Genomic DNA, 19,194 nt, shown 5'->3' with positions numbered 1-19,194 from the left:
ACAAAATTACTCAACCTCTTTGATCGGTTCAGCTGAAGGTTCAGGACGTAACCATAACCATATAGCCACAGTCAGCATGGTCAGGTCTGTGAAGATCTTCACCCAAAGCGGTGCATTGGTAAATAACATGATCATTCCACTGATCAGCATCATGATACTGGCAAACCATTTCGCCTTGCGTGGTACGGTACCATTTTCACGCCACGATCTTAATGTCGCACCATATTTAGGATGGTTTAGCAGCCAGGCATCCATTTGCGGCCAGCCTTTAGAGGCCGACCAGGCCGCTAAAATCAGAAATACTGTTGTTGGCATACCCGGTAAAACTACCCCGATAAAGCCCAGGATGACAAAAATCATCACCAAACTTCGCCAAAACAACATTTTCATAGCACTGCCCTACACAACTAATTGCGGTAGTATAAAGTGTTTTTGCATATTATCCGTTGTAATTCTGCACTTTTTGATTTATCGCCGAGGTTATCATGTTTGCTGTAAATAAAGGGTTTGATCTTGATGAACCTTGGCTTGAATTTAAAAATTTGCTGGTTCGGCAATTGGCCTTTTGCGTGGGTAGTCCAAATATTCTGGCCCATACCCCGCCCGAAATGCTGCTCAAGCATGCTTTTCAGTTTCATAAAGATGCTGTCTGGAGTAACCATTTTCAAAATTATCATTCCAGACTGCTTTATCTAGATCAGCACCCGCAAGAATTAGAGAGCTTTTTGCAACAGCTTAAAAGCACGCGTTTAGGGCTGCGTTTTGAGATGTTTGTCTGGTTCTGGCTGCTCGATCAAGACTATCATCCTTATCAGTTGCTGGGTCATAGTATTCAAAAAATAGCGGGGCCTAAAACATTGGGGGAACTCGATTTTTTATTATTGAATACTGAAACCAAAGTAATTGAACACTGGGAAGTCGCTTTAAAATACTATCTGGCAGAACGAGATTGCTCTTTGCCCTTCTGGTATGGCTTAAACCGTAGCGATACTCTGTTACGTAAATTGAATCACTTTAGTCAGAAGCAGTTTCAATTTGAGGAGGCACTGGAGCATAAAATTGAACAGCGTTTTGCGGTACTGAAAGGGCAACTTTATCTGCCTGTTGAAAGTACGGTCAATACCCTGCCCAGCTGGGTCAATCAACAACGACGTTTGGGTTATTGGGGAAACTCTATCCCTTCGCAAACAGCCCAATTTTACCGCTTGCAAAGACTCGAATGGATATGTCCAGAGCAACACGTCAGTAGCGATACCGCACAGTGGTGGAGTAACGGTTTGTATCTACAAAAAGATTTAAATAATTTTTACATGTACCGCAATGCTCCGCTACTTTTTCAAGGCAGAGAGAACTAAATTTATGAGAATTGTCTATTTTTATAACAAATGCTTACTTTTCTACCATCAAAAACTCATATTTTTTACGCCGGGCATTAATTAACCTGAATTCACATCAAAATAATGAATTACTTGGAGATGATGATGAAAAAAATTCTTGCTGCTTCCCTCATTATTGCTTTTGCTTTGACTGGCTGTAATACCTTTAAAGGTGTGGGTAAAGATGTATCCAAAGCTGGAGATGCCGTAACCAATACCGCAGAAAAAACTTCTGAGGAAATTCGCAAAAACTAATTTGGTTTTAGCGTGCAAAAACCCTATCCCAGATAGGGTTTTTTTATGTCAATTTTATGGCAATCATTCACAATCTGGGGCATATTCGCCTATTATAGGGCTGACCAATTTATCAACTTATGAAAATCGCATGACTTCTTCCGCTACCCTTGATTTAAGCCTGCAACTGTTACGTCAGCCGTCCGTAACACCGATCGATCATAACTGCCAAAATATCATGGCGGAACGTTTGGAAAAAATTGGCTTCAATATTGAACCGATGCGTTTTGAAGACGTCGATAATTTATGGGCACGCAAAGGTACTGAAGCACCGGTACTATGTTTCGCAGGCCATACCGATGTGGTACCTACCGGAAATTTAGAAGCATGGAACTCAGATCCATTTGTGCCAGAAATTCGTGATGGCAAACTGTATGGACGTGGCAGTGCCGACATGAAAACTGCACTGGCGGCCATGGTAGTAGCTTCGGAACGTTTTGTGGTAAAGCATCCCAACCATAAAGGCTCTATTGCATTTCTGATTACCTCTGACGAAGAAGGCCCTTCAATCAACGGTACCGTGAAAGTGGTTGAAACCCTAGAAGCCCGCAATGAAAAAATGACCTGGTGCCTGGTGGGTGAACCGTCCAGCACCAATCAATTGGGTGATATTGTTAAAAACGGTCGCCGTGGTTCATTAAATGCCAAATTGACTGTAAAGGGTAAGCAAGGTCATGTGGCTTATCCTCACCTTGCTGTCAATCCAATTCATACTGCATCTAAGGCATTGGCTGAACTGTGCGATACGGTTTGGGACAATGGCAATGAATATTTCCCGGCAACGTCTTTCCAGATTTCAAATATCAGTGCCGGTACCGGTGCAACCAACGTGGTTCCTGGCAGCATGAATCTTTTATTCAACTTCCGCTATTCGACTGAAGTGACTGCTGAACAATTAAAAGCTCGTACTTTAGAGATCCTTGACCGTCATCATGTCGACTATGACATTGAATGGACATTATCAGGCTTGCCTTTCCTTACACCGGTAGGTGAACTGGTCAATGCCGCCAAAAATGCCATTCGTAATGTGACCGGGATTGAAACCGAACTCTCTACCAGTGGTGGTACTTCTGACGGTCGCTTTATTGCCCCGACTGGCGCACAGGTGCTTGAACTCGGTGTATTGAATGCCAGCATTCATCAAATTGATGAACATGTAAATGTTGCCGACCTGGAACCCCTGGCTGAAATTTATGAACAGATTCTAGAAGGCTTGCTTGCTAACTAAATCTTTAAAAATTTTCAATAAAAAAGGAACATCAATGTTCCTTTTTTATTGTACAGGGTTGAACTGAGCGCCAGGTTTACAATCCCAAAGAAGACTGAATATGGGCCAGATTAGGCACATTAAACACCTGATCCCCCATACGTACATACTGAAATACATCCGGGTCTGTTGCACTACGTTCTTCATCCACCACTTCAGAAATACGCAGACGAATCGTTTTGGGCATCTCATTGCACATCAGGGCAAAACGCTGGCTGACATCATCGCCTTCAATCACCAAGGCTACACCGGATTTACGCTCCGGATCATTGACTGCATATACCGGCAGTTTCAACTCATGCCATTCCACAAAAGGCACTTGTGTAGCACTGTCCAGTGCAGACAGGACAATATTTTGCGGAAGAATCATCGCTTCCTTACCATGACAATCGATAATATAGGTATCGATAAATCCGGTAGATACCGTAATAAGATGGTGTAACTCCTGTTGTGAAATTCGATCAACAGCAGAGTTTGAAACACTATTTTGGCTCATTACATTACCCCTGACTGGTTTCTAACAAACTTTCAACATTTTCCAGCAATTCGGCTTCCTGGAACGGCTTGCCCATATAATGGGTTACACCAAGGCTGAATGCACGTTCACGGTGCTTTTCGCCTGTTCTTGAAGTAATCATGATAATAGGCAGGTTTTGATGCACGTCATGGTGACGAACCAGATTGGTGACTTCAAAACCGTCCATGCGAGGCATTTCAATATCCAGCAACATCAAGTCCGGTTTGACATTTTCCAGCTGCTCCATGGCATCAATACCATCTTTAGCCGTCACCACATCAAAGCCTTGACGTTCAAGTAAACGTGAGGTCACCTTACGTACAGTCACCGAGTCATCCACGATCATGATCAGGCGACGTGCATTGTTATAACGAGAATGCTCACGTTGATCAGACACATGTTTAAGACGCTGGGTGTTCTGAATTTGTCGGGCAATATTCTGGCCGTCCAGAATCAGACAGACTTGACCATCACCTAAAATGGTTGCTCCAGCAATGACACCGACACTTGAGAATTGCTGACCGATCGGTTTCACCACAATTTGTGCACGCGAACCAATCAGCTGATCCACAAGTAGTGCAATGGTTTGACCACTATTGCCTTTAATGAGCAATACAGGTAACGAATGCGCCACATTACTTAAACGCGGTAAAGGCTGATTGGACACAAATTCTGATAGATAACGCAGTTTATAACTGGTGTTATCAATTTTGAAGAAGTCATCTTTACTGTTGAAATATTGCTCCAGCGTAGATGGTGCAATTCGTACAATACGGTCAATCTGTGCCAGTGAAATCGCAAACTGCTGATCACCTGATTTCACCATCAGGGCGTCACTTACCGCTACAGTCGTCGGTACGCGAATGGTAAAGGTTGTGCCTTTACCCAATTCAGAGTCGATGGAAATATGGCCACCCAGTGCCTTAATTTCGCTTTGCACCACATCCAGACCTACACCGCGTCCGGAAATCTGGGTCACTTCTTTGGCTGTACTGAAACCGGGATGGAAAATAAATTGCAGAATTTCCTGTTTATCAATAGGTTGATCGGCTTTAATCAAACCCAGACTGAGTGCTTTTTCTTTAATTTTTGTTTCATCAATCCCTTTACCATCATCACTGAACGATACCAATACATCTGTACCTTGACGGCTAATATTTAAGACAATTTTGCCGACTTCAGGCTTTTGTAGTTCATGTCTTACTGGAGTGTCTTCCAGACCATGATCGATTGCATTACGCAGCATGTGCTCGAATGGGGTGACCAGACGCTCAAGAATGTTACGGTCTAATTCACCTTCTGTGTTTTGAACCACTAACTCTGCCGGACGGTTTAGGGTGGATGATGTTTGACGCACAATCCGTTGTAAACGTGGCAATAAACGATCGAATGGTACCAGACGGGTACGCATCAAGCTTTCCTGAATCTCGGCTTGAATACGGGATTGTTGTAGCAACAAACCTTCCGTATCACGAATCTTTTCAGCCAAGGTGGTTTTAAAGTCGACCAAGTCAGATGCAGATTCCGCCAGTGATTTTGACAACTGGTTCAATGATGAATATTGGTCCATCTCCAGGGGGTCAAAATCTGCATAACGCGAATTATCACCATGTTTTGCAATAATCTGTGACTCAAGCTCACCTTCCATTCGACGCAACTGGTCAGCCAGACGCTTGATCGCCAGTTCCATCTCGTTCAGGGTATTACCAAACTGTCCCAAGTCCATTTCAATACGAGAACGGTTAATCGCATTTTCACCAGACAAGTCGATCATTTTTTCCACCAGATCGGCAGAAATACGGATCATTTCATTGCTATTGTCCTGTTGAGCACTTGTATCCCACTCACCCATCATTGAAGGTGGTTCGGCACCGTCACCTTGAACAAATTCAAAGGCCTTAGCGGTAATAAGAGTATCGGTCTTGTTGACGCGATTTGGCAATTGAACAGTTACATCAACAAATTCAATCGACTCCAGGCTTAACTTAATACTATCGTAATTACTGAAATCATGTTCGAAGATTGCCTGTTTTAACCATGCAAACGTGGTTTGCAATAACAGGTCATATACATTCGAATTGAACTGATGTACCGCAAAGCGTTCAAACGTGGTTTCCAACTGGTAGGCAATGGCTCCTACCGGTTCATTTTCAACCATGCGCGCACCACCTTTCAAACTGTGGGCTGCACGTTGTAATTGAAGCAGCAAGCTACGATCGCTACGCTGCTCAAACCATTGCTTCAACAAGCCATCCGTAGACTCCAGAATCTCTTCGGCTTCTTCCAGGAATGTTTCTTCTGCAATTGAACGGATAGTATCGTCTGAATCTTCAGCATACACTGGACTTGGCAAGGCAACTTCAGCATCTGTTTCAACCTCTTCAGAAATTACAGGAGGTACTACAGATTCATCTGCAACAGGTTTAGCTTGCGCTTCGGTTTCAACTGCAATTTCAGTTTCAACTGGTTCAATTTCAGTTGCGACTTCAGGTTCTGCTTCTACAATTGCAGTACTTACAGTAACCTTACCTTGTGTAATGGCCTGAATATTACGCAAAATTTCAATCGATTCAGCACCAGAATAATCAATCTGATCATCACGGATAACTTGAATACGATCCGATACATCATCTTGTACCAGACGGATAATACTAATGAGTTGAGGATTGACCTCAATTTGCTGACGGATTACGCGCTCATAGATGCTTTCTAATTCATGAGAAATCAGGCCAATATGTGTTGCCTGAATCATATTTGCACCACCTTTCAGGGTATGCAAATAACGCATTAAATTGTTCAGTGCTGCAGTATTGGATGGATCTTTCGACCAGGTATTCAGGTCCTGATCAATCCCGCCCAACAATTCATCTGCTTCTTCCAGGAAGATACCCAGCAGATCTTCATCAAAATCACGATTGGCATCAGCAGCATGCATTTGTGCACGGTCTGCACGAATTTTTTGTGAAATCTGCGCCAGATCAACAGTCCCTGAAACAGCGACTGAATTTTCAGCTTGAATTGCAATACTCGGTTCTTCGGCTGCAAACTGTTCAAGATCCTGCTGAACAAAGGCGCTAAGGGCATTCAAGATTTTCTGAATGTCCTCGGTTAAAATTACGCGCTGACCCGCCGCCAAGGTATCGAACAGATGAATGAATTCTTGATGTGCCTGTCCGAATAATTCATAGGCATAATCGATATTCAGCAATTCCGGTTTGAGTACCAGTGCTTCATAGCTCGACTTCAATTCATTGGTAAACTGATGAATTCCTATTGCAGCACGATTATCGGTATGATCCAACAATTGCTGTGCCTGCTGGCTTAAAGCCTGAATATATTCTGGATATTCTACCTTGGCACGTTTGTCAAATTCGAATTCTGCATCCAGTAACAAATCAATATTTAATTCTATCAGCTTGGATACCAAACCTTGCGGATTTACATCCTCGCTTATTTCGAGCGAATTAAAACCATAATTGTCCCATGCCGTGCTAAAGGTTGCATAAATTGCATCAAGTTTCTGGGTTTGACCCTGTCTTAAGGTATGTAAATAATCACGGACGAATTCAGCATATTGAACAAGTAAGGCAGTCTGGCTAGATGTTGAAACAATTTCTTCTTGTAATAGCGTTTTAAATAAGTTTTCAACTTGGGTACTGGCGACAAAAATTTGCTCAATTTGTGCCATAGATGAGCTGCCACGCAGGGTATGCAGGGCACGAATCAGACCATTATAATCCTGATGTTGTTCCTGCTCATTTTTCAGGAACTGGTCAATCGTAAGCAGATGTTCTTCCGCTTCTTCAATAAAGATTGCAACCGTTTCTTCAATATCATTACTGTCGTCTACTGCAACAACTGGCTCTTCTGTAGCCATTGTTTCAGCTTCTGCTTCACTCACTTGTTGATCTTGTAATTCTAAACCAGTGAGACAATCTGCACTTGTCAGTGTATGCGACAGTTCAAGCAACTCTTCTAATGCAGGTTCTAAACTGACCTGCTGCTGTATTTGCTGCCCTAATAGTATTAAAGGTCTTAAGTCGATATCAGCATTTTGTACCGTTTTAAAAATTGGGTATAACTTATATTGATAAATATTGAAGACAGTCTGGGTAAAGCGTTGAACTGTGCCATTCAAAGGTACAGTGCCGGAAATCACACGATTTAAAGTATCTTCAACCGCCCAGGCCAATTCACCTGCAGATTTTGCCCCCACCATGCGTCCAGAACCTTTAAGGGTATGGAAATGGCGGCGAATGGTCGTTAAAGTTTCCTGGTCATGAGGATTTTCAAACCAAGTTGTAAATAAAGTACTTAATTCAACAAAGATTTCTTCTATTTCTTCAACAAAAATTTCTAGAATTTCTGCATCTTGATCAAGATAACTATCTTCAGGAAGCGTAGTTGTTTCAACTAAATTTTTTAATATTTCTTTCATAGCTTAGGCTTCTTACGTTTATCTGCCACCAAGAAGGGTGCTCAAACTTAATTGTCACTATCACGCGAGACCTAACTTTGAGGTTAAGTTCATCTTGCCGATGCTTTATCTGTGATTTATTGATATGCCTCACCCTAAAGTAAGGCATATCACCTCAAAGCTTGCGTATTACCTTAGTCAGGTAGTTTAAAGTCAGTTACAGATTCACGTAACGATTCGGCCATATTTGCCAATTCAGATACCGAACGTGCTGTATCGAATGTTGCAGTGGTCGTCTGAGAGGTAATTTCCTGTACAACATTCATCGTGGTTGCAATATGACCCGCAGAAGCTGACTGAAGTTTTGCAGCATCAGAAATGTTTGCAATCAACTTCGCCAGGTTGCTGGATACACTTTGAATTTCATCCAGTGCCACACCGGCATCTTTAGACAAGTTCGCACCACGTACAACTTCCGATGTGGTTTGTTCCATCGAAATAACCGCCTCGTTGGTATCGGTTTGAATGGTTTTTACCAAACCTTCAATCTGTTTGGTTGCAGAAGCTGAACGTTCCGCAAGACGCTGTACCTCATCGGCTACTACGGCGAAACCACGACCAGCTTCACCTGCCATCGATGCCTGAATTGCAGCATTTAATGCCAGGATGTTGGTCTGGTCGGCAATATCGTTAATCAAGGCAACGATGTTACCAATTTCCTGAGAAGATTCACCCAGACGTTTAATACGTTTAGAGGTTTCCTGAATCTGCTCACGAATAGTATCCATACCTTCAATCGAACGGTTTACAACCTCTGCACCATTTGCAGCAATTTGTACTGAACGTTCCGCAACCACAGCCGATTCTTCCGCGTTCGAAGATACCTGGTCAATAGACATTGCCATTTCATTAATGGCGGCAGAAGCACCGGCAATTTCTTGTGCCTGATGTTCAGATGCTTCAGCAAGCTGGTTGGTAATACCTTGCGTATTCGCCGTATATTGCGCAACTTCTTGAGAAGTTTCATTAATACGCGAAACCAGGTCACGTAACTGGTCAATCGCAAAGTTAATGGAGTCGGCAATTGCCCCGGTAAAGTCTTCAGATACTGTTGCGTATGAACGTAAGTCACCATCTGCCAAATCGGCAATTTCATCCAGTAAACGTAAAATTGCATTCTGGTTACGGTCATATTCTTCTTGCAGACTTGCCACACGCTGTTTATCTGACTGACCACGTAAAGCAAGTAATTTGAATACCGTAAACAGGAAACCGACCAGACACAGAATTAAAAGCAATGCAGGAAGTGCAATAGCCAAGCTTGAACCACTGGATAACTTATTCAGGCTTGCTAACAACTCATCTGACTGGGCAAAAATTGAAGCTGAAGCTTGACGGACTTTTACAATCTGAGCCGAGTTTTTAAGAATCGTTGCAGAAGCAGATTTCAATACGTCATCGTATTCGCTTTTAATCCCTTCCAGTGATTCACGTAATGCCGGATCATTAATACGCTCTACACCCAGCTCTGCACTACCATTGAGCTGTGCATTCAGATAAGAACCAAAGGTTTCCGTATCGGCACTGAAGTCATCCGCAGATTCACGCGAGTTATCGTTACCTGTAAGTACCGAACTAATTGAACGAAGAATACGTTCTGCAATGAATACCTGGTTTTTAGCAATAACGACCTGGTTACTTGGCATATCTTGACGGGCCATTTGGTCAACCATCAGGTTATATTCTGCCTGAATTCCGGGAATCGTTTCGCCAATAGCAATGTTGGTATCGTAAAGCTTGTTAATCATTTTTTGTTGAGAGGAAATCAAGTCAATCCCTTCTGATACCGTTTTCCACTGCTTTTCCACTTCTACCAGTGCATCTGTGCGTGGATGAATATCGTTTACCGTTTCAAGGTTTTCAGCAAATTCTTTTTGTGATTGCAAAAGTTTATCAATCGACTCTTTGGTTCCTGAAGCCGTTGCATCAGTCGCCTGACGTGAAATGGTTTGTGATAATAGACGCAAATCACCCACACTACGTGTCAATTCGTTGTTACGCGGCACACTATAGAATAGGTACAACAACAGGAATAGTGCTACGGTCAAACAGAATGCTGCGCCCAAAATTAATGGTTTGGACTTTTCACTGTCACCAAATACACGTGATAATTGCTCTGTCTGTGATTGAATCTTTGCTAATAAAGCATTCCCGCCATTACGGCTGGTACCTTCACCTGTATTCTTTTTTTTAAGTTTAAAGCCCATCCAGCTTCTCCCCGAGTTGCGCCATCATTCTTTAGCTTGCGACTATTAATTTATAAATTTTATAGAGGCATTCATGTATTTTGGGTTTTGCAATAAACGACTAAATAAGAAAACATGCCAGTGTTGATTATGTTGATAAAAATATCCCTGACAATATTCTTGTAAATTGCTGTCTAATTCACCGTGTTTAGAAAAGAAACTTTTCTTGTTAAAGTGCTGGATCCCCAAAACCTGATCTACCACCAAACCGACATAATGGTCATTGTGACTAATACACAAAACTTTTTGAGTCGGTGAAAACTGACTTCGATGCCCTGAAATATAATGCGCCAAATCAGCAACTGAAAGTAAGCGCCCCCGAATATTGGCCAATCCCATCACCCATGCCTGGGTATTTGGAACCGGCGTATATTTTGGGGGATATATCACTTCAGATACTTCACCCAAAGGGGCAACAAAATATTGCCCCATCATCTCAAAAGCAATGCCTGACCATCGGTTTACTTCATTTTCAGTTGAAACGTAGTTTTTGTTGCCACGTTTAGCAATCCGAAGTAATTCGATAAATCCGTTAGCTGCCATAGAGCTTATCCTGCATTGAGGTGGTGTTTAATCACATCAATTAATTGTTGTTCATCGATAGGCTTGGTCAAATAATCACTTGCCCCCTGCCGTTTCCCCCAAACACGGTCTGTTGCCTGATCCTTGGTACTGACAATCACAATCGGAATGTGTTTTGTTGTAGCACCACGTGCAATCTGACGTGTCGCTTGAAAACCGTTTACCCCAGGCATCACCACATCCATGAGCACCAGATCTGGCAGTTCTGCTTGTGCCATTGTGACACCATCAGCACCATTGGCCGCCTCGATAACATCGAAGCCATGCTTGGTTAAAATTTCTTTAAAACGAAATGTTTCTGTCGGTGAATCATCAACAATAAGGATACGTGACATGCTTTTCCCCAATAAAAATAAACTTATGCTGTTACGTGATTACGGATTGCGTTTAACAATTCATCTTTACTAAAGGGTTTAGTTAAATACTCATCCGAACCAACAACACGACCTTTTGCCTGATCAAATAAACCATCTTTACTTGACAGCATAATGACTGGAATATTTTGATAATTTTGCGAATTTTTAATCAGTGCACAAGTTTGATAACCGTCCAAACGTGGCATCATAATATCTACAAAAACAATATCCGGATTGGCTTCAGCAATTTTTGCCAAGGCTTCAAAACCGTCTACTGCTGTCACGACTTCACAACCTTCACGTTGTAGTAAGGTTTCTGCTGTACGACGAATGGTTTTTGAATCATCAATCACCATGACTTTTAGATTTTGGAATTTATCGTCCATTTAATGACCCTTCCCATTTTTAGAATGTACAAACAATTTTAGTCGAAAGTTTTATTACACGTTACAAACATTTTTAACATATCTTTACTTGTATTTCCAATCAACATTTTACACACAAACACTCACTTTCTTTTATTTTCACTACAGACTTCACACTTTACACCGACCAATGATTTTTTTTTGACAAAGAAAGGTTTTTTATTGCTCGTTTTACGACTAATATAGCTTATTTATTGCTTTTAAAATAAGTAATTTAATCTACTTTTATTTGGGGGTTACAATGCAAAGTCAGTTTAAATACAAACTTGCTTTCATTGCACAAAAAAAAATGACTATCAGATTCATTTTTTTTTCTTTTATCATTTTTCAAGCAACGCCAACATTTGCTCAAGAACCGCCCCCTAAAGCGACATGGTATCGTTACTATGACAGTAAAGGCATAGCCAATATTAGTACCAATGTCACACCCAACCATATTCGCCATGGTTATGAAGCTTTGGATCAGAACATGCAGGTGATCCGGCGTAATCGTGCCTACAACAGTGAAGCAGATATTAAACAGGCGCCACAACGTGCAGCCCAGGCCAAACTGCAGGCAGAAAACTTGAAACTTAAAAAAGCCTATAGCAGTAGTCAAGTTGCCATCATCAAACGCAATGACATTCTGGTGAACATTAAAAAACAGATCACCTTCCAGCAAGACCAATTAAAACAATTACAAAATGATCGTATCTACTTTAAGCGTCAGCAGATTGAGCATTTACGCAAAGGCGAAAGTATTCCCACCAGTTTGAAAAATAATATCGAGAATAATCAAAAGAACATTGAAGCAAAAAAAGAAATGATTCAATCGTTACAAATTAGCTATCGAAATACACAAGCAGAATACGACAATATTATCGCTCGCTTAAAAGCACTTGAATAAATTGCATTTGTTCTGTTGAGCACTTAATTTAAGCTGCAATAAATAAAAAGGATGAACCTGCATGCTACCTGGACAGCATAAAAAAAAATCTAAATTAAGTGATCAGCGCCCATATTTGACCGGCAGCATTCTCTGTTTGAGCTTATTTCTGACAGCCTGCCAAAAAGATGAAATAGAAAAACCTGTAGAAACAAAAACAAAAATCGAATTAATTGAAAAAGATTTAGTTCCAGTAAAAGATGGCACCTCTATTGCCAAAAGTGCTTTTACCGGTACCCTTCGTGCGGTCAATCAGAGCAGCATTCAGGCTCAAGTCACTGCCACTGCAACCCAGGTCTATGTACAGGTCGGGCAAGCAGTTTCCAAAGGCCAAGTACTGGTTCGCCTGAATAATCAGGACAATGCAGCGCGTTTAGCACAAGCTCGGGCCAATCTGTCAGCAGCACAAGCTCAAGCCAATCTGGCTAAAAATATGATGCAGCGCAAGCAGCGCTTGTTGGATCAAGGCTTTATTTCTAAAGTTGAATATGAACAGGCCAATGTTGACTATCAGGCTCAGCTTGAAAATGTGCGCGCACAGCAGGCAAATGTGAATATTGCTCAAAAAGCCGAGCGTGAAGGAACCATTTACAGTCCAATTTCCGGGGTAATTACACAGCGCCAGGTCGATGCAGGCCAAACAGTTGCTGCTGGCCAGACCCTGTTTGAAATTGTGGATCCAAATCACCTGGAAATTCAGGCCAAATTGCCAAGTGACATGCAGGCCGCGTTAAAAGTTGGACAACGTATTGAATACACCATTCAAGGCAATCCAGCTCAACTGACTGCTGTTTTATCTCGAATCTCCCCTATTGCTGATCCTGCCAGCCGCCAGATTGAATTTTTTGCCAAACCAAATGAAACCATTAACTCACTCAGTATCGGTTCTTTTGTGGAAGGCAATATTCTGGCTTCAACCCAGGTGTCAGGCCAGCTCATACCACTTGATGTGATCCAGAATCCTAAAGACAAGCCTTATGTATGGGTTATCCGCCAAAATAAAATTAAAAAAGTAAACCTGGTGATCTTGGAACAACGCTATCGGGATAATTTGGCTGTCGTTCAAGGATTGCAAGACGCCGACCAGATTAGCCGTATTAAATTTAATGACCAGGACATTGATCAGGCGGTCATCATTAATAAATAAAAAAATAAGTACAGGATTGTTCTTATGTGGTTTACCCGAATTAGTGTTAAATATCCTGTTTTCACCATCATGATGATGTTGTGTTTACTGGTACTGGGGCTGGCATCTTGGCAACGGATGGGCGTAGAAGAATTTCCCGATGTCGATTTCCCCTTTGTTGTTGTTTATACCTCTTATCCGGGTGCCTCCCCTGAAACCATTGAATCTGAAATTACCAAGAAAATGGAAGACCAGATCAACACTATTTCAGGTTTAAAACAGATTATTTCCCAGTCTAGTGAAGGGCTGTCAACCATTATTGTTGAGTTTAATCTGGATGTATCTTCTGCAGTTGCAGCACAAGATATTCGAGATAAAATCTCCCCTGTTACTGCCCAGTTTCGTGATGAAATTCAAGACCCTGTTGTTGAACGTTACGATCCGACCGCCAATGCGGTGATGTCGATTGTATTTGAATCAGACAACATGAGCTTGCGGGATTTAAGCTCCTATTTAAGTCAGCGCATTGTTCCGCAACTCCGCACTGTACCGGGTGTAGGTACAGTGAATTTGCTGGGTGACGCACAGCGCCAGATTCGTATTGAGGTCGATCCGCAAAAACTGCAAAGTTTTGGTATTGGCGTAGACAAGGTCATCAATACCCTGAAAGGTGAAAATATTGAAGTTCCGGGAGGCACCTTAAAACAGCCTACGTCCGAGCTGGTGGTGGAGATCAAATCCAAAGTGCTTCACCCGCAATCGTTTGGTGACCTGATTATTGCCAATAAAAATGCTGCACCCATTTACCTGAAACAGGTGGCGAATATTGAAGATGGTCAAGCCGACTTTGAATCAAGTGCTTATTTAAATGGTAAAGCTGCAGTCGCCATTGATATTTTGCGCAGCTCTGATTCCAATGTGATTGATGTCGTCAATGCCAGCTATAAAACCATGGCGAAAATCGAAAAACAGCTACCCGAGGGTACGGTGGCAAAAGTAGCCGTGGATAGTTCCCGAGGTATTCGTGGCAGTATTAAAGATGTGGCACGCACCATTATTGAAGGCGCGGTTCTCGCAGTTCTGATTGTCTTGCTATTTTTAGGTTCGTTTCGTTCCACCGCAATTACCGGACTGACCTTACCGATTTCCCTGCTGGGCACGCTGACTTTTATTTGGGCTTTTGGCTTCACCATCAACATGATGACCTTACTGGCATTATCCCTCAGTATTGGTCTGCTGATTGATGATGCTATTGTGGTGCGGGAAAATATTGTCCGTCATGCCGATATGGGTAAGGATGCCGTTTCAGCAGCACTCGATGGAACCAAAGAAATTGGACTTGCAGTTTTAGCCACCACGCTGACTATTGTCGCGGTCTTTTTACCTGTTGCATTTATGGGCGGTATTATCGGTAAATTCTTCTATCAATTTGGAGTAACGGTCAGCGCTGCTGTGCTGATTTCGATGTTTGTCAGCTTCACCCTCGACCCTATGCTGTCTGCACACTGGGCTGAAAAACACGACCCCAATAAACAACCCGGCAGAATCAAACGCTTCTTTAACTGGATCGCTAACAAGCTTGACCATTTAGGCCATTATTATGAAAAGCTACTAAAACTGGCACTTCGTTTCCGTATTTTAACCCTGATGGTTGCCGTAGCTTCACTTTTTGGTGCATTGGGTTTATCCAAGTTGATTGGTACAGAGTTCGTTCCTGTTCCAGATAAAAATGAAATTCGGATTAAATTTGAAACACCTGTAGATGCCTCACTCGAATATTCACAAGCCAAATTGTTGCAAGTGGAGAATATTCTTCGCCAGCATCCAGATGTACGTAATACCTATAGTATTATCAATGGGGTAACGGATCGTGGTAAAAACCATGTCAGCATAAGGGTCAAGGTCACCCCTCGCCTGGAACGTGATAAAACCCTGACCCAACTGAATAACGAGTTTCGTCAGCGCCTGCAAAGTGTCGCGGGTATTACCATTACCTCGGTCGCTTCAGCCGATGAAACGGTTTCCGGGGGACAAAAACCGATCCTGATTTCAATTAAAGGAACCGATCTGAACGAACTGCAAAAAATCTCCGATCGCTTTCTGGCAGAAATTTCCAAAGTCGAAGGTATCGTCGATCTGGAAAGCTCGCTTAAAGAGCCCAAGCCCACCTTGGCGGTGCATATCAATCGTGTCCTGGCCAGTGATTTAGGTCTTTCTGTCAACCAGATTTCCAGTGTCATTCGTCCCTTAATTGCAGGCGACAACGTTACCACCTGGCAAGACGAAAAAGGCGAAATTTATGATGTCAACCTTCGCCTGACTGAAAACAAACGCACCTTACCGAGCGATATTGAAAATCTTTATCTGAATTCGCAGAAAACCGATGCTTCTGGACAGCCTATTTTAGTGCCTCTGGCCAGTGTAGCAAACTTCGAAGAAAGTCTGGGGGCATCGCAGATTACCCGCCGTGATTTGGCCCGTGAAGTCCTGGTGGAAGCCAATACAGCCGGTCGGCCGGCAGGAGATATTGGACGCGATATTAAAAAAATCCAGGATAACTTTGATTTACCGCCCGGTTATAGTTTTGCTACGCAAGGTGCAAATAAAGACATGGCAGAGTCAGCCGGGTATGCCTTAACCGCCATTACCCTTTCCATTGTATTTATTTATATTGTACTGGGTTCACAATTTAACAGCTTTATTCACCCTGCGGCAATTATGGCCTCTCTTCCTCTCTCGCTAATTGGGGTATTTCTGGCTTTATTCCTGTTTAATTCCACCATGAACCTGTTTTCCATTATTGGCATTATCATGCTGATGGGATTAGTCACCAAGAATGCCATCCTGTTGATTGACTTTATCAAAAAAGCCATGGATCGGGGGGTTGATCGTTATGAGGCGATTATTGAAGCCGGCAAAACCCGTCTACGCCCTATCTTAATGACCACCAGTGCCATGGTGATGGGAATGATTCCTCTGGCACTGGGTCTGGGTGAAGGTGGCGAACAGAGTGCACCCATGGCACATGCCGTGATTGGCGGCGTTATTACCTCTACATTGTTAACCCTGGTGGTTGTACCGGTTATCTTTACCTATCTGGATGACTTGAAGAATTTTATGACGCGCCAAATCCGAAAAATCATGGCATAATAAAAGCCATGACTTTGAGGTGGCATTCTGAAATGTTCACCTCATTTTTTATCATATAATCTTATGCTTTAACGCTTAATTATCAGGACAGTTTCCATGCGCGCGAGTCGCTTTTTATTTGCTACGTTAAGAGAAACCCCAAATGATGCTGAAGTGATTTCACATCAGCTCATGTTACGTGCGGGGATGATTCGTAAATTGGCTTCGGGTTTATACACTTGGTTGCCGATGGGCGTACGCGTGCTAAATAAAGTTGAAGCGATTGTACGTGAAGAAATGAACCGTGCCGGATCGCTTGAAGTATTCATGCCCGTAACCCAGCCTTCAAGCCTCTGGGAAGAATCAGGCCGCTTTGTGCAATATGGTCCAGAGTTATTGCGTTTTAAAGACCGTCATAATAACGATTTTGTGCTTGGTCCTACGCATGAAGAAGTGATTACTGATCTTGCCCGTAATGAATTGAAAAGCTACAAACAGCTGCCAATCAATTTCTACCAGATTCAAACCAAATTCCGCGATGAAGTGCGCCCACGTTTTGGCGTAATGCGTTCACGTGAATTCCTCATGAAAGATGCTTATTCTTTTCATGTCGATCAAGCATCCTTACAAGAAACCTATGACGTGATGTATGATACGTACTGTCGTATCTTTAGTCGTTTGGGCTTGGACTTCCGTCCAGTACAGGCAGACACTGGCTCAATTGGCGGTTCAGGTTCGCATGAATTCCACGTTCTGGCCTCAAGTGGTGAAGATGATATCGCCTTCTCTACCGAATCTGATTATGCTGCCAACGTAGAAATGGCTGAAGCGGTTCTGGTGGGTGAGCGTGCGGCTGCCACTCAGGAATTAAAACTGGTGGATACCCCAGCTCAGAAAACCATTGCAGATGTAACGAACTTCCTGGCTACTGATGCTGCGCAATCTGTAAAGGCATTGCTGGTGCAAGGTGTTGCAACTGAAGAAGGCAAAGAAGCACCAGTTGTTGCTTTATTCCTTCGTGGCGACCATGAACTGAATGAAATTAAAGCTGAAAAGCATCCGTTAATTGCTGCACCTTTAACTTTTGCAACTGAAGCTCAAATTCAGGCACTTGGTTTAAGCACTGGTTTCATTGGTCCACAAGGTCTGGTTGAAAAAGGCATTACCGTGATTGTTGACCGTGCAGCATCTGTGCTTTCTGATTTTGTTGCCGGTGCCAATGAAGCCGACAAACATGCAACAGGTGTGAACTGGGAACGTGATGCGACCTTTACGGAAGTATATGACTTGCGTAATGTGGTCGAAGGTGATCCATCTCCAGATGGTAAAGGGACACTGCAAATCAAGCGTGGTATTGAAGTCGGTCACATCTTCCAGCTGGGCAAAAAATATTCTGAAGCTTTAGGCTGCAAAGTGCTTGGTAAAGATGGCAAACCGATGGTCGTAACCATGGGTTGCTACGGTATTGGTGTAACCCGTGTCGTGGCTTCTGCCATTGAACAAAACTTCGATGACAAAGGCATTATCTGGCCTTCTGCAATTGCACCGTTTGAAATTGCAATTGTACCGATGAATGCACACAAATCACCACGTACTTTGGAAGCTGCCGAAGCACTGTATGAAGAACTCCAAGCTGCGGGTTATGATGTGATTTTGGATGACCGTGACGAGCGCCCAGGGGTTAAATTCTCTGACCTTGAAATTACCGGTATTCCGCATCGTATTGTAATTGGTGAAAAAGGGTTGGATGCTGGAACTTTTGAATATAAAGGTCGCCGTGATGCTGAATCGGTGAATATTTCAAAAGAAGAACTACTTGCTAAAATTGCAAAGTGATTTGCCTTTAAAATCAAAAAAAATCCCGCTAAATGCGGGATTTTTTTTGATTATTCGATTAACAGAATTTGAGACCACCATAGCAGTTAGAGGGAACTTCTTGGTTTTTCAGAATCTGGTTACTCAATGTTAACGTAGAAGGGTTAGCCTGGGTCCATGGTCCTACATCAATTGTTAATGTTTTAACAATAGGAGTATTGACTAATGCCTTAATGGAATCACCCAGATCGATTGGAATTTCATTACCTCGAGCTGTCAGATTATTGGTAATATTTGTCGCAACTTGAGGAAGTACTGCCGAAATATCTACAGCCCCTGCCACATTGAGTTGCCCCAATTGCACAGGGTCAGCAAATGACATCCACCACCCTCTTTGTGCAACATCTGCTGCATCTGCTCCCGGCCAATGCAAAGCAAGCTGCTGCAAAGCCAAATAACCTCCTGAACCGGTTAATGGCACATTATGCACCATGCTTAATAATTGATTAAAGGTCACATTCATATTCAGATTAGTCAGCTTTGAACCCTCTCCCATTTTGAATTTCGAGGTACTTACCAAGCAAAGTGATCCTAGGCCCACACATGGATTAATATTTACCAATAGCTGGTCATTATCAAACTGTGCAGTATTCAAACCA

The 19,194-nt window shown here is 42.7% G+C and carries 14 protein-coding genes and 1 pseudogene; 7 read left to right on the top strand and 8 right to left on the bottom strand.

The genetic code is table 11. The annotated features are described in order from the left end of the window. Nucleotides 1-6: 6 nt before the first annotated feature. Nucleotides 7-390 carry a YbaN family protein gene (locus B3143_RS13000; protein ID WP_286740861.1) on the bottom strand — a complete coding sequence of 128 codons (384 nt, stop codon included), beginning with the start codon at nucleotides 388-390 and terminating at the stop codon, nucleotides 7-9. 95 nt (nucleotides 391-485) lie between these two features. Between B3143_RS13000 and B3143_RS12995 the strand changes: the two genes are divergently transcribed. The 3 genes from B3143_RS12995 to dapE all read left to right on the top strand — a co-directional run bounded on the left by B3143_RS12995 (nucleotide 486) and on the right by dapE (nucleotide 2,898). After that, nucleotides 486-1,355 (top strand): DUF1853 family protein, encoded by an 870-nt coding sequence (locus tag B3143_RS12995; RefSeq protein ID WP_286740859.1) that lies wholly within the window; start codon nucleotides 486-488, stop codon nucleotides 1,353-1,355. A 126-nt stretch (nucleotides 1,356-1,481) separates the two neighbouring features. Next, nucleotides 1,482-1,631, top strand: a complete 150-nt coding sequence (locus B3143_RS12990) for an entericidin A/B family lipoprotein (protein WP_086199094.1) — start codon at nucleotides 1,482-1,484, stop codon at nucleotides 1,629-1,631. A gap of 130 nt (nucleotides 1,632-1,761) precedes the next feature. Continuing rightward, the gene (dapE, locus tag B3143_RS12985; protein ID WP_286740857.1) at nucleotides 1,762-2,898 is read left to right on the top strand and encodes a succinyl-diaminopimelate desuccinylase; all 1,137 of its coding nucleotides are present in this window, start codon (nucleotides 1,762-1,764) and stop codon (nucleotides 2,896-2,898) included. Between the two features lie 76 nt (nucleotides 2,899-2,974). Here the strand turns inward: dapE and B3143_RS12980 are convergent, their stop codons facing one another. From B3143_RS12980 to pilG, 6 genes are all read right to left on the bottom strand, one after another. Next, entirely contained in the window at nucleotides 2,975-3,433 is a 459-nt protein-coding gene (locus tag B3143_RS12980) for a hypothetical protein (protein ID WP_286740856.1), read from the bottom strand. Nucleotides 3,434-3,437: 4 nt separating this feature from the next. Continuing rightward, nucleotides 3,438-7,892 carry an Hpt domain-containing protein gene (locus B3143_RS12975; protein ID WP_286740855.1) on the bottom strand — a complete coding sequence of 1,485 codons (4,455 nt, stop codon included), beginning with the start codon at nucleotides 7,890-7,892 and terminating at the stop codon, nucleotides 3,438-3,440. Between the two features lie 173 nt (nucleotides 7,893-8,065). Further along, nucleotides 8,066-10,138, bottom strand: coding sequence for a methyl-accepting chemotaxis protein (locus B3143_RS12970; protein ID WP_286740854.1), 2,073 nt, complete (start codon nucleotides 10,136-10,138; stop codon nucleotides 8,066-8,068). Between the two features lie 45 nt (nucleotides 10,139-10,183). Next, nucleotides 10,184-10,720, bottom strand: coding sequence for a chemotaxis protein CheW (locus tag B3143_RS12965; protein WP_286740852.1), 537 nt, complete (start codon nucleotides 10,718-10,720; stop codon nucleotides 10,184-10,186). 5 nt (nucleotides 10,721-10,725) lie between these two features. Next, a complete protein-coding gene (locus tag B3143_RS12960) occupies nucleotides 10,726-11,094 on the bottom strand; it encodes a response regulator (protein WP_286740850.1) in 369 nt (122 codons plus the stop codon). 23 nt (nucleotides 11,095-11,117) lie between these two features. Next, nucleotides 11,118-11,501: a twitching motility response regulator PilG gene (gene pilG, locus B3143_RS12955; protein ID WP_067723812.1), complete on the bottom strand. Its 384-nt coding sequence runs from the start codon at nucleotides 11,499-11,501 to the stop codon at nucleotides 11,118-11,120. A gap of 280 nt (nucleotides 11,502-11,781) precedes the next feature. Here pilG and B3143_RS12950 point away from each other — a divergent pair, with 280 nt between their 5' ends. The 4 genes from B3143_RS12950 (at nucleotide 11,782) to B3143_RS12935 (ending at nucleotide 18,556) form a co-directional block, all read left to right on the top strand. Further along, on the top strand, nucleotides 11,782-12,426 hold the full coding sequence (locus tag B3143_RS12950; RefSeq protein WP_286740836.1) for a hypothetical protein: 645 nt from the start codon (nucleotides 11,782-11,784) through the stop codon (nucleotides 12,424-12,426). 61 nt (nucleotides 12,427-12,487) lie between these two features. Next, a complete protein-coding gene (locus tag B3143_RS12945) occupies nucleotides 12,488-13,612 on the top strand; it encodes an efflux RND transporter periplasmic adaptor subunit (RefSeq protein ID WP_286740835.1) in 1,125 nt (374 codons plus the stop codon). Between the two features lie 24 nt (nucleotides 13,613-13,636). Continuing rightward, nucleotides 13,637-16,741, top strand: a complete 3,105-nt coding sequence (locus B3143_RS12940; RefSeq protein WP_286740832.1) for an efflux RND transporter permease subunit — start codon at nucleotides 13,637-13,639, stop codon at nucleotides 16,739-16,741. Between the two features lie 96 nt (nucleotides 16,742-16,837). Further along, nucleotides 16,838-18,556 (top strand): proline--tRNA ligase, encoded by a 1,719-nt coding sequence (locus B3143_RS12935; RefSeq protein ID WP_286740829.1) that lies wholly within the window; start codon nucleotides 16,838-16,840, stop codon nucleotides 18,554-18,556. Between the two features lie 58 nt (nucleotides 18,557-18,614). On the opposite strand, the pseudogene B3143_RS12930 reads toward B3143_RS12935, so the two are convergent. After that, a pseudogene (locus B3143_RS12930) lies at nucleotides 18,615-19,194 on the bottom strand (hypothetical protein); the annotation flags it as partial.

Origin of the sequence: Acinetobacter sp. UBA1496 (assembly GCF_002324975.1) — a bacterium.
In the GTDB taxonomy this organism is placed as follows: Bacteria; Pseudomonadota; Gammaproteobacteria; order Pseudomonadales; family Moraxellaceae; genus Acinetobacter; species Acinetobacter variabilis.
Note: the sequence above shows the minus strand (reverse complement) of the source record. Positions and strands in the feature narration are given on the sequence as shown.